Source organism: Amycolatopsis decaplanina DSM 44594, assembly GCF_000342005.1.
Taxonomy (GTDB): Bacteria; Actinomycetota; Actinomycetes; order Mycobacteriales; family Pseudonocardiaceae; genus Amycolatopsis; species Amycolatopsis decaplanina.
This window is the reverse complement of the sequence record NZ_AOHO01000085.1, coordinates 39,174-51,198: the sequence shown is the minus strand read 5'-3', so window position 1 is coordinate 51,198 and position 12,025 is coordinate 39,174. Positions and strand designations below refer to the sequence as shown.

The window sequence follows — 12,025 nt, the reverse complement described above, 5'->3', positions numbered from 1 at the left end:
CGGTACGGGCGCCGCCATTCGGCGCAGGCAGCCAAACATGTTTGTTCTCGGGAACAACGTGAGCGGGACCACCATCGGACGACTTCCGGTGCGTGGAAAGGAACTCTGTGCCGCAGGACCCGAACGATCCCCGCGCGCTGGACATCGGCGCCTACTCGGATTCCATCACCGACGTCGAACTCCGCGACGCGGTCGCCGACGTCGCCGCGCTGCTTTCATTGCACGGCAACGTGATTCGCGATCTCGACGCCAGGAGATCACGGTGGCGTCCCGGGCGGCGGTCCCCGCATCCCGACATCGTCCTGTCCGCGGCCGGGCGCCGTCCACAGTGGACGAGGTCCGCGAATCCCGAGGTGACCCTGCCGGTCGCCACGACCGCGCGAGGCCGCACCCTCGCGGTGCGGCTCACCGCGAGGCCCGGTCTCGGGCACACGCTGCTGGACCTCGCGAGGATCATCGACGCCGACATGGCGCCGGAGAGACGGGTCTAAGCATCCGCCAGGCGGACCGCCTCCAGTGCGACGTAGAGTTCGCCGACGTCGACCGGGTCGGACAGGTCGCGCCTGGTCAGCTCCTGCACCCGGCGCAGCCGGTACCGGACCGTGTTCGGGTGGACGATCAGCCGGTCCGCGGCTTCCTTGGCCGAGCCGTGCCCAGCGAACCACGCGACCAGTGTGTCGAGCAGGACCTGCCGTTCGGGCTTGGGCAGCACCAGGAGCCCGGCCAGTACCGAGCGCAGGACGTCCCGCGACATCTCCGGCGCGCTCGCGACCAGCGTGGTGACCGGGGAGTCGCCGAAGACGGCGACCCCGGCGGCGCCGGTGGCCAGCGAGCGGCGGGCGATCCGGGCCCGGTGGACCGCGTCCGGTACTTCGAGGAACCCGTTGAACGGCCTGCTCATCCCCACCGCCAGCGGCAGGGTGCCCAGGACGTCGCGCAGCCGCCGGACGTCCTCGACGCGGTCGATCACCACCAGCCCGACCTCGGCGCCCGGGCGCCAGGCCGACTTCCAGCGCCGCGCCCGCAGCAGGGCCTCGACACCGGGCCGTTCCTCCGGCTCGACGGCTTCGGTGACGACGGCGACGAAGGTGCCCGCGGCCGGGAGGTCGAGTTCCTTCGCGGCGTTCTCGAGTTCGGCCTGGGTGGCGAACCGGCCTTGGAGCAGGCCGTCCAGCAGGGCGAGCTTCTCCTGGGAGAGTTCGGCGGCGACCTCGCTGTACGCCGTGGTCAGCGCGTCGGAGTAGAGATCGATGGTCTTCCACACGTTGGAATTGATCTCCACCGTGCGCGCGGGGTTGATGAATCCCGGACCCGCCAGTTCCAGCAGTCGTTCGTAGACGAAGATCCCGCCGATCCGGAACGCGCGGAGCACGGACGGCAGCGGGATACCCTGCCTGGCCTGGGCCAGCCCGGTCTTGCGGGCCGCGTCGAGCGGCAGCCCCCGCCCCTCGACGAGCGCGGTCAGCGCCCGCTCGAGATTCGCCCGGCAGACCTTCCGCAACTCGTCCGGCGCGGTGCTGTCCACCTGGTGGTAGAACTCGTCCTCGTCGCTGAGCAGCCGGGCGAGGCGGTCACTGAACTCGGGCAGCCGGGTGAGCATCGCCTGCATGAGCACACGCTGCTCCCTGGGTGCGGGAGTAGCGAGAGCTTCGGTGCCCATCCGTCAACTCTAACCCGCTCGAGCGGCCGCTTTTTGTCACGATACGACGAAAGGGCGCTTTCAGGTGCTGAGCGCGGCTGACAAACGGGAGGGACGCTGCCGGACGAGGACCCCCGTCGTCCGGCAGCGCCCGAGGTGGCCCGAGATCAGTGGTTGATCTTGAACCACGGCTGCGACCAGCCGAGATAGGTGTAGTTCCACGCGTTCTTGATCTCCGAGATCGTGGTCTCGGTGAAGCTGCCGGGGCCGTGGATGTCGTTCGACAGGAACTTGCCGCCACCGATGGAGATCATCGTGTGCCCGGTGCCGCCGTTGCTGAAGAACGCCAGCCCGCCCGCGGGGACCTGGGTGTCGCCGGGGTGCTTGTACGAACCCGGGATCTGGGTCCAGTGCACGTAAGCCGTTTCCGAACCGCTCGCGGTCCAGCCGTAGGCCCACGAGTTGATCCGGTCGCACCAGCGGTAGTAGTCGGGATCGTTGTTGGTGTGCACGTGCGCCTTCGCCCACGCGACGGCTTCGGCGCAGGTCCGGGGGTTGCCGGTGCCCGCCGTGGAGCAGGAAAGGGTGCTGCCGGCGCAGTCCGGCGCGACCCGGCCGTCCGAACCGGTGTAGACGTAGGCGTCGCTGATGTAGCCGCCCTTGGACGGCACGTAGTCCCAGATGTCGGTGGTGCCGTACTTCCCGGTCACCGTCGAGCCGTTCGTCTGGCAGTCGATCGTGACGGCGGTGCCGCTCGCGACGGTGCCGACCGAACTCGCGCTGGTGCTCGGGCTCGATCGCACGGTCACCGCCACCCCGGAGTCGGTGTTCACCGTGCCCGACGCCGCGAGCGCCTCGCCCGCGCCGCCGAGCATGATCGCCCCGGCCAGCGCGATCGTGCCCACCGCGCCTCTGACGATCCTCGATCGGATCTTCATCTCTGTCCTCCAGTGGTTTCCCCGAATAGGAGGACAGGATGGGGGATCCTCGTACAAGGGCCGTACAAGAAATCGATCGTCCGAAGTGGACGGTTCTATGCCGGGACGAGCTCCGGTTCGGGGACTTGTCCGACGATCGGGGCATCACTCGCGTAACGGGCGTTTCGCTCGGTGAGCAGGACCCGCAACCGTGCGACCGCCCGGAACTGGGCAGCGCGGACCGCTCCCGCGCTCGGCAGGCCGAGCCGTTCGGCCGTCTCCTCGGCCGAAAGACCGAACACGAACCGGAGCGCGAGCACCTGCCGGTGCGGCATCGGCAATCTCGCCAGCAGGACCCCGGCCTGCAGCCGGTGCTCCAGCCGTTCGATCTCGTCCGGGCCGCGGCGGGCCCAGGACGTCAGCCCGTCGCCGATCTCCGGGACGGAGGCGACCGGCTCGCGGGAGCGGTGCCGGTGCAGGTCGGCCACCTTGTGCCCGGCGATCCCGAGGACGAACGCGAGGAACCGGTCCGGGCGATACCGGTAGCGGGGCAAGGCGATCAGGACCGCCTGCAACACCTCCTGCGCGCAGTCCTGTGCGTCGCAGGCGCCCGCTCCGGTGCCGCCGAGCCTGCTCGCGCAGTAGCGGAACACGTGCGGGGTGAGAAAACCGGCCAGTTCCCGGATCGCGTCCGGATCACCGGCCACGGCCGCCCGGACCAATCTGCTGTCCGGGTTGGGCAGCCGTCCCGCCGTGGCGGCGGCACGGGAGTCCGCGGGTACCGTCGAGGGCGCTACCTCGTCCAAGTCTGCACTCCTGGTTCGGGGAACTGTCCGCCAAGGTGCGCCCGTCATCGGGGACTGGGACTTCGTGCGCGGTTGACCACCTTGCCGTTCCGTGGAGGGGATGTCCACACGACAGGCCGGAAGTCATCCGAACCGCGCAATGTCTACTGTGGACGGTGAAGGGGTGGCACCTTGAAGCAGGACAGCACCGGGGGATAGGCGGTGGTGTCGGTGCTGAGGAGATCCGACGTCCAGACGAGGCAGTGCGCGAGCACCCGGATCCGCTGGTCGAGATCGGCGTTCTCGCAGGCCTCGCCGATCTGGTCGGCGCAGGTGTCCCGGTCGTCGCGGACGCTGGCGGCGATGGCGCGGACGATCGCGGCCACTGCGGGGTCGAGTCTGTCGGGACGGACCGTCAGGCCTGTGGGATCCCGCAGGCGGAGGGTGAACGGTTCACCGATCCGCAGCGAACGACGACGATCCTTGGCCGCCAAGGAGAAGGTGTCGACCAGTCGTCCGACGACGTCGCCGAGCGCAGGTCCTCGCCGGGTGGAGGAGGCGATGGACACCAGCGCGGTGGCGAGCCGATCGGCTTCGCCCGATCTGGTGAGCGAAAGGAGATCGCGGGCGACGGTGTGTGCGCGCTTGGCAGTGGGTTTCATGTCGGGCCCCTCGTTCGTCGTGCCGCCATCCGATACCCCACAGGGCGACGGCTAAACATGAAGGTCCGTCGGATTGGCGCGGGTGGGGGCGCGGGTTGGGCCGTTCGGCCCAGGGGCTGAAGGGACTTTCCCCGCATGCGACGCGACGAAAGGGCCCTTGACCGCGTCACATGCGGTGAAGGGCCCTTTCGGCCTAGCGCGTGAGCAGGTCTCGCAGCGCCTTCACTACCTCCGACGGCGATTCCTCGGCCATGAAGTGGCCCGACGTGACCGTCCGGTGGTCCAGGTCCGTCGCCCACGCCTGCCAGAGCGCGACGGCGTCGTAGCCGAGTGCGGCGCCCCAGTCCTGCTGGAGCACGGTGAGCGGCATGGTGAGCCGGTTGCCCGCCGCGCGGTCCGCCTTGTCGTGCTCGACGTCGATGCCCGCCGACGCGCGGTAGTCGGCGACGATCGAGGTCACCGCGTTCCGTGACGCCTCCAGGTACGCGGCCCGGACGTCGGCGGGGATCGCGTCGCCGCGCCGCGTCCACGCGTCGAGGAAGTGGCCGAAGAACACGTCGGGCGCGGCGGCGATCAGCTGTTCGGGCAGTCCGGGCGGCTGAGCCATCAGGTAGAGGTGGAAGCCGACCGCGGCGCCGGTGCCGTGCAGCACGTCCCACATGTCCAGCGTGGGCAGCACGTCGAGGATCGCGAGGTGGCTCACCTCGTCCGGGTGGTCGAGGCCGGCCCGCAGCGCAACCAGTGCTCCCCGGTCGTGCCCGGCGAGGGCGAACCGGTCGTGGCCGAAGGCCTTCGCGACGGCGACGACATCGGCCGCCATCGTCCGCTTCGAGTAGGTCTCGCCGGTGTCCGCGGGCTTGTCACTTCCGCCGTATCCTCGCAGGTCAGGGCAGAGGACGGTGTGGTCGGCCGCCAGATCCGCCGCCACGTGCCGCCACATGAGGTGGGTCTCGGGGAAACCGTGCAGCAGCACGATCGGGCTGCCCGTCCCGGCGACGGCGACGTCGAGTGACACGCCGTCCGCGACGGGCACCCGCTGGTAGTCGAATCCGGTGATGCGCATGGGTACCTTCCTGGTCGTTCCGTGATGACCGCCAGCGTCCCCGGCCCGGATCAGCACCCGGTCAGCGGCGGCCGAGCGGCCGGGGCGACGATGATCACCGTCGGTGAAGAGGGAGGTGACGATGAGGTTCGGGGTGCTCGGCCCGCTCGTGGCCGAGGACGCGCGAGGGGACGTCGGGCTCAAGGGCCCGCGGCACCGGGCGGTGCTGGCCAGGCTGCTGATCGCCCGCGGCCGGGTCGTACCGGTGGAACGCCTGGTCGACGATCTGTGGGAGCGTCCGTCCGAGGGTGCGGTCGGTGCCGTCCAGACCTTCGTCGGCGCCTTGCGCCGCGCGCTGGAGCCGGATCGCGCGCCCCGTGAGCCCGCGCGACTGCTCGTCACGGTCGCCCGCGGCTACGCCCTGCGCGCGGATTCCGTCGACGCCTGGGATTTCGAGGCCGCCGTCACCGCGGCCCGTGAACTGCTCGATGCCCGCAGGGCGGACACGGCACTGTCGCGAGTGGACTCCGCGCTCGCGCTGTGGCGTGGTCCCGCGTACGCCGAATTCGCCGAAGAGGGCTGGGCACGTGGCGAGGTCTCCCGCCTGACCGAACTCCGCTCGCTGGCGGGCGAACTCCGTGCCGAGGCCCTCCTCGCGCTCGGACGGGCCGCCGAGGTGATCCCCGAGCTGGAACCGCGAGTGCGCGAATATCCGTTGCGGGAGAACGGTTCCCGGCTGCTGGCGCTGGCGCTCTACCGCTCCGGGCGGCAAGGCGACGCGCTGGCGGTGTTACGCACCACTCGCGAACTCCTCGCCGACGAACTCGGCATCGATCCCGGCGCCGCCCTGCGGGACCTGGAAGCCGACATCCTGGCGCAAGCGCCCAGACTGGCATCGTCCGCGCCCAAGATCGCCGAACGGCCACTGGTCGGGCGCGACGCGGAACTGGCCAGGCTCGAGGAAGCCGTGACACGGTCGCGGCTGGTGCTCGTCTCCGGTGACGCCGGGGTGGGGAAGACCGCGCTCGCCGAGGCGTTCTCCGCCCGCCTCGCCGCGCGCGGCTGGACCACGGCCTGGGGGAGCAACCCCGACGACGAGGGCGCGCCGCCGGCCTACGCCTGGACCCGGATCCTGGCCACGCTCGCCGACGCCGGGTACGGCGTGGCGCCGGCGGCGGAGCCGGTGACCGAAGATCCCCTGGCCGCGCGCTGGCGATGGCATCGCGCCGTCGCGTCCTCTCTGTCCGCTGCCGCACCACTGCTGATCGTCCTCGACGACCTGCACTGGGCGGGTGAGGAGACGCTGGCGTTGCTGACCTCGGCGCTGGCCGAGCCGGTGCTGATCATCGCGACCTATCGCGGCACCGATCCGCCCGCACGGCTGACGGACTTCCTCGGCCGGGCCGCACGCCACGAGCCGACGCGGATCTATCTCGGCGGCCTGCCCGAGACCGAAGTCGCCGGCCTGGTCAGGGTCACGACCGGGGAAGAGATCGACCCGGACATCGCCGCGGTGATCCACCGGCGCAGCGGCGGGAACGCCTTTTTCGTCCGTGAACTCGCCCGTCTGCTGGCCGCCGAGGGCCCGGCCGCCTTGGACGCGGTGCCGCCGGGAGTCCGCGACGTCGTCCGGCACCGGGTGGACGCGTTACCGGACGAGGTCCGCGGAGTGGTGCGGCGGGCAGCGGTGATCGGTACGGACGTCGATCTGGACGTGCTCGAGACCCTGGTGGGGGAAACCGCGCTCGACGCGGTCGAGATCGCGGCCCGGCGCGGATTTCTGACCGAGCGCGCGCCGCACCGGTTCCGGTTCGCGCACGCACTCGTGCGGGACACGCTTTACCACGATCTCTCCCGTTCGCGGCGAGCCCGCGAGCACGGCGCGATCGCCCAGGTGCTGGAACTTCTTCACCCGGACGACGTCGATGCCCTGGCGCACCATTTCCTGCTTTCGGGGGAGCACGACGACCGGGCCGCACAGTACGCGCAGGCCGCCGCCGAGCGGGCCGAAAGTCGTTTCGCGTCGACCGAAGCGGCGAGGCTCTGGGACGCCGCACTCGCCGCGTATGACCGATCCGGCGCCTCCGGCACCGGGAAGCGGCTGGAGCTGATCATGGGCAAGGCCCGCGCTTCGGCCGTCGCCGGTGGTCTCGGCCGGTCGCGGCGGTATCGGGCCGAAGCGTTGGAGCTGGCGGAGAAGCTGGACGATCCGCTGTCGACCGCGCGGATGATCGGTGCCTTCGACGTCCCCGCCATCTGGACCGAAAGCGACGACAGGGAGCTCGCTTCCCGGATCGCGGGCGCCGTCGAGCGGACCCTCGCCGCGTTACCCGCCGAACGCGTGGCCGAGCGGTGTCGTTTGCTGGCCACACTCGCCGTCGAACTGCGGAACGCGGGCGGACAGCGTGCCCGCGAGGCGGCCGGGAAAGCCGAGGCGCTCGCCCGCCGGCTGGAAGACCCGGCGCTGCTGGCGTTCGCGCTCAACGCCCGGTTCCTGCAGTCCTTCGACCGCGCGGGGCTCGCCCCTCAGCGGGCCGGGATCGGCGCCGAACTGGTCGACCTCGCCACGCGCCACCGGCTGGTCACGTTCGAGGTGCTCGGACACCTCGTGCTTTTGCAGGCGAAGAGCGCGCTCGCGGATTTCGCGGCCGCGGACCGGCACGCCGCGTCGGCGGACGAGCTCGGTGAGAAGTACGGCCTTCCGCTCGTCGGCGTGTTCACCCGGTGGTATCGCGCGATGCGGACCGCGATGACCGGTCCCGGCGGGGAAGCCGCCTATCGCGCCGCGGCCGCGGGTCTCGCGGGAACGGCCATGCCCGGAGTGGACAACGGGATCCTCGCGCTCGCCCTGTTCTGCGACCGGATCCAGCGAGGCTTGCCGCCGGAAGCACGGGAAGAGGACTACGGCGCTTACGAAAGCTGGTGCCGCCCGGTGCTCCCGATCCCGGACTCGCCGCGGGACCTGCTGTACGAGGCCCGCACCTGTCTGCATGCCGTCGTCGCGATCGAACTCGGTGACCGGACGGCGATGGAACGCCTGTACGCCGAACTCCTGCCCGCCGGGGACGAGATCGCCGGGGCAGGGAGCGGGATGCTGACTCTCCGCCCGGTCGCGTACTACCTCGGTGAGCTGGCCACCGCCCTCGGCCTGCGAGAAGCGGCCGCCGAGCACTACCGGAAGGCGCGGGCCATCGCGGTGAAAGCCGGTTCACCGCATTGGGGTTAGCTCACTGCTCCCGCATCGCGCGGCGGATCTCTGCCAGCTTGTCCTTGGCGGCCTTGTCACGGTCGGCGATCTTCTTGTCCAGCGAAGCGACGTCTTCCTTGCCGCCGAGGCCGGCGAGTTCGGTCGAGCCCAGCGAGGTCGTGTACCGCTGCTCGATCCGGTCCCGCACGTGGTCGAACGAAGGCACGCCGCTCTCGCTGTAATCCGGCTCCGGGACCTCGACCGGCGCCGTAGGGGCGTCTTTGACGATCTCAGCCTCGACGATCTCGGCGTCGATCACTTCCGGCTTCTTGTCCGGGCTGTTCTCGGTCATCGTCCACTCCGTCCTGCGTGCCACGGCACGGCTTCGGTCATCAACCCGAGCATGCCCGAAACCAGCCGCATCTGGTCGACCGTGCGGATGTCGGCTTCGACCAGCCGCGGCGAGCAGACCACGATCGCGAGCGCCTGCGCCCGCGAGAGCGCCACGTTGAGCCGGTTGCGGGAGAGCAGGAAGTCCAGGCCACGCGGCAGGTCGACCGCCGAGGACGAGGTCATGGTGGTGATCACCACCGGCGCCTCCTGTCCCTGGAACCGGTCCACGGTGCCCACCCGCACGCCGGGATGTCCGGCCTGGTCCAGGGCACGGGCCACGACCCGGGCCTGCAGGTTGTACGGCGCCACGACCAGGATGTCCTCGTCGCCGAGCGGCCGGGGCTCGCCGTGATCGGTCCAGGCGCGGCCGTGGAGTTCGGCGACGAGGGCGGTGACCGCCTCGGCCTCCTCGACCGACCGCGTCGTGTTGCCGTGATGGTCGACTTCGGCGAGGTACAGGCCCGCCTCGACGCCGTCGATCGCCCGTTCGGCCGCCGAGGGATGCGAGTGCAGGCGGCCCGCGTAGGACAGCCGCGACACCGGAGCACAGACAGCCGGATGCATCCGCCGGGTCTCGTCGAGGAAATATCCGAGCTCGGCCGGGATGATGTCCGCCTCACCGATCAGGTGCCCGAGCGCGGACGCTTCGGCGCCCGCGGGATGCGTGCCCTGCACGACCTGCGGCAACTGCTGCGGATCGCCCAGCAGCAGGAGGTTCTTGGCGCACATCGACACCGCGAGCGCGTCGGCGAGGGCGAACTGGCCCGCCTCGTCGATGATCAGCAGGTCGAACGGCTCTTCCCGGATCGCGGCGTTCGCGAACGTCCAGGCGGTCCCGCCGACCAGATGGCCGGTGTCATGCTCCTCGCGCCATTTCACCAGCGCGGGATTGGTCTTCGGCTGTTCCCACGGCGCGGCCGGATCCGGCGTCCGCTTGGCGCGTTTGGCGCACGGCAGATCCGGCGCGTTCTTGAGCGCGGCGGACAGGACGTTCTCCACGGCCTTGTGACTGGTCGAGGTGACGGCGATCGTCTTGCCCGCGCGCACGAGTTTCGCGATCAGCCTGCCGGCCAGATAGGTCTTGCCCGCACCCGGCGGGCCTTGGACGGCGAGCGCGGAGCCGTCGAGCGCCTCGACGGCCTCGATCACCGTGCTCACGAGATCCGTCCCTGGTTCGGGCAATGTCCGGTCGTCGCGCAGCCGAGGCGTCGTCCGCCGGAGCAGGTCGACACCGGGATGCGCGGGCAGCACCGGCAGCGTGTCGACGACGAGGCGGGCGAGGTCCGCGACAGCGTCGTCCTTGGGCGAGGGGCGGACCGGGCTTCCGGGCAGCACCGCGACCGGCCGGTCGGCGGTGGTCTCGTCGGGTGGGCAGCTTTCCTCGAGGGTCAGTTCGACGGCGGTGGCAGAGACGACCTTGGCGTCCCGCGCGGCCGCCCCGTACCGCAGGCGGACGTCGTCGCCGGGGGCGAAGGGATGCGGCCGGTCCGGGTCGCAGCGGAGCACCAGCGAGCGTTTCGCCTTGCGGACCCGGCCCGAAGGCGGCACCCATTCCCCGGCTTCCCACGAAATCGGGACGGTGCAGGCGTTGTCGGTCTCCAGATCACCGAGCGGGGCGGCCAGCTGGCGGAAGTACTCCCACCACGCCGGATTCGTCTCCCTGCGGTGGTAGCCGACGGACGCGGCGAGCAGCGCGCGGGCGCGGTCCTCACCGGTGAACCCGGCCGGATCGTCGGGCAGCCCGTCCAGCAGCGGATCGACCAGCGCGGCCAGTTGCGCGGCGCGTTCGGCGCGTTTCTGAGCGGCGACGTCCTCTTCGGTCTGCCGGAGCAGAGCGTCCACATCGGACTCTTCCGGCGGCTCGGCGAGCGCGATCCCTTCCTCCACGCGGATCTTGTGGAGGAACTCGAACAACCGCAGCGTGGAGACGCAGTCGTATTCGTTGTAGTCGCTGATCCCGCGCAGCACTTCGTCCGCGTGCTCGGTCTCGCCGGAAGCGGTGAGCGTCAGGTATTCCTCGTAGGCCTCGATACTCGACACCGCCGTCTTGACGTCGCCGTCACGGGCTTCGGGCATGTAGAGAGGTTCGAGGTACTTGATGGAGTACGACCGCTGCGACACCCGGAGTGCCTTGCGCACCACGGAATACAGGTCCACCAGACCGCCGCTGCGCAACAGGTGGTCGACGGCGTCCTCGCGGGTCCCGTGCACGGCGGCGAGCCGCTTGATCGCGGTGACCTCGTACGGGGCGTAGTGGTAGACGTGCGAACCGGGATGCTCGGTGAGCCTCGCGGTGGCGAAGTCGACGAACTCTTCGAAAGCCCGCTTCTCCTGTGATCGATTGTGCGCCCAGAACGGCGTGAACTTCGTGCCGTCGTCGTCGGTCACGGCGCCGAAGAGGTATTCGAGCCCTTCACCCGCCAGTGCGTACGGGTCGCCTTCCATGTCGAAGAAGACGTCACCGGGCGCGGGCGGTGGCAGCTCGGCCAACGCGTCCGGATCGATGACCTCGTAGGCGATCTGCCCCGTGGCGTCCTGCCGGACCTGGATCGCGGCCTGGGCGCGCAGCGTGGTGAACGACGTCGCCGAGATGTCGCGCGGCCGGTCTTCCGGTGCGGCGGCCGCGAGCGCGTCGATGGTGCCGAGTCCCGCGGCGACGAGTTTGCGCCGCTGGTCGCCGCGCATCCCCGCGACCAGCGAAAGATCGCGATCGGCTTCGCGGGCGCTCGCGCAGTGCGCGGCATAGGAGCAGCCGCCGCACGCGGGCCGCTCGTCGGCCCACAGCGGGACCGGCAGGGTCGGCGGCCGGTTGCGCAGCCGGGCGCGGAGCCGGTCCACCAGCGGGAGGAAGTCGTCGACGCGGAACGAACGCGTGCTGTGATCGCCGAGCAGCAGGTGCATCCGCGGACCGGCGGGCCAGCCCGCCCGGCGCAGGGCGTCGGCGTACGCGGTCAGCTGGACGACCGCGGCGGGCTTCGCGTGCCTGGCCAGCTTCGTGTCGTAGACCTCGTAGCGGCCTTCGTCGTCACGCATCAGGAAGTCGGCCCGGCCGGAGAACTCGCCGTCGTGGAAGACCGCCTGGTAGATCACCGGGGCACCGGCCCGTAACGCCTCTTCGGTGGCTTTCGCGGCGACGACCGGGTCACGTTCGTCGATCTCGACGACGGCGCTCCGCTCGCCGCGCAGCTTGTCCAGCGTCGCGGCCTCATGCGCGCGCCCGTGCGTCACCGCCAGCTGATCCGGCCCGGAGCCAGGCCGCGGCGCTCCCGGCAGGCCGGCGGCCAGCGCCTGGTTCAGGAGGCTGCGGTGCTCGCATTCGAGCAGGTCGGCGAGATCGGACGGGGTGTACATCGCCCGGGAGTCTTACACGGACTCCCGGAGGGACGGGCCCGGCACGCCG

9 protein-coding genes are annotated in these 12,025 nt (G+C 70.8%); 2 read left to right on the top strand and 7 right to left on the bottom strand.

What is annotated here, in order from left to right; translation table 11 throughout:
- The first annotated feature begins 107 nt into the window (after positions 1-107).
- Positions 108-491: a hypothetical protein gene (locus tag H074_RS38305; protein ID WP_007035480.1), complete on the top strand. Its 384-nt coding sequence runs from the start codon at positions 108-110 to the stop codon at positions 489-491.
- On the opposite strand, the gene H074_RS38300 is transcribed toward H074_RS38305, so the two are convergent.
- From H074_RS38300 to H074_RS38280, 5 genes are all read right to left on the bottom strand, one after another.
- Positions 488-1,660, bottom strand: a complete 1,173-nt coding sequence (locus tag H074_RS38300) for a PucR family transcriptional regulator (protein ID WP_039924567.1) — start codon at positions 1,658-1,660, stop codon at positions 488-490. The genes H074_RS38305 and H074_RS38300 overlap by 4 nt on opposite strands.
- A 146-nt stretch (positions 1,661-1,806) precedes the next feature.
- Complete coding sequence (locus H074_RS38295; protein ID WP_007035478.1) at positions 1,807-2,577, bottom strand: hypothetical protein; 771 nt, start codon at positions 2,575-2,577, stop codon at positions 1,807-1,809.
- Positions 2,578-2,672: 95 nt separating this feature from the next.
- Positions 2,673-3,362, bottom strand: coding sequence for a sigma-70 family RNA polymerase sigma factor (locus H074_RS38290; RefSeq protein WP_007035477.1), 690 nt, complete (start codon positions 3,360-3,362; stop codon positions 2,673-2,675).
- 143 nt (positions 3,363-3,505) lie between these two features.
- Positions 3,506-4,003, bottom strand: a complete 498-nt coding sequence (locus H074_RS38285; protein ID WP_007035476.1) for a hypothetical protein — start codon at positions 4,001-4,003, stop codon at positions 3,506-3,508.
- Positions 4,004-4,196: 193 nt separating this feature from the next.
- On the bottom strand, positions 4,197-5,066 hold the full coding sequence (locus H074_RS38280; RefSeq protein ID WP_007035475.1) for an alpha/beta fold hydrolase: 870 nt from the start codon (positions 5,064-5,066) through the stop codon (positions 4,197-4,199).
- Positions 5,067-5,187: 121 nt separating this feature from the next.
- On the opposite strand from H074_RS38280, the gene H074_RS38275 reads away from it, so the two are divergent.
- Positions 5,188-8,271: an ATP-binding protein gene (locus H074_RS38275; protein WP_200865859.1), complete on the top strand. Its 3,084-nt coding sequence runs from the start codon at positions 5,188-5,190 to the stop codon at positions 8,269-8,271.
- Between the two features lies 1 nt (position 8,272).
- On the opposite strand, the gene H074_RS38270 is transcribed toward H074_RS38275, so the two are convergent.
- Positions 8,273-8,584, bottom strand: coding sequence for a hypothetical protein (locus tag H074_RS38270; protein WP_007035473.1), 312 nt, complete (start codon positions 8,582-8,584; stop codon positions 8,273-8,275).
- Positions 8,581-11,976 (bottom strand): TM0106 family RecB-like putative nuclease, encoded by a 3,396-nt coding sequence (locus H074_RS38265; protein ID WP_007035472.1) that lies wholly within the window; start codon positions 11,974-11,976, stop codon positions 8,581-8,583. Before H074_RS38265 ends, H074_RS38270 begins: the two co-directional genes overlap by 4 nt.
- Positions 11,977-12,025 lie beyond the last annotated feature (49 nt).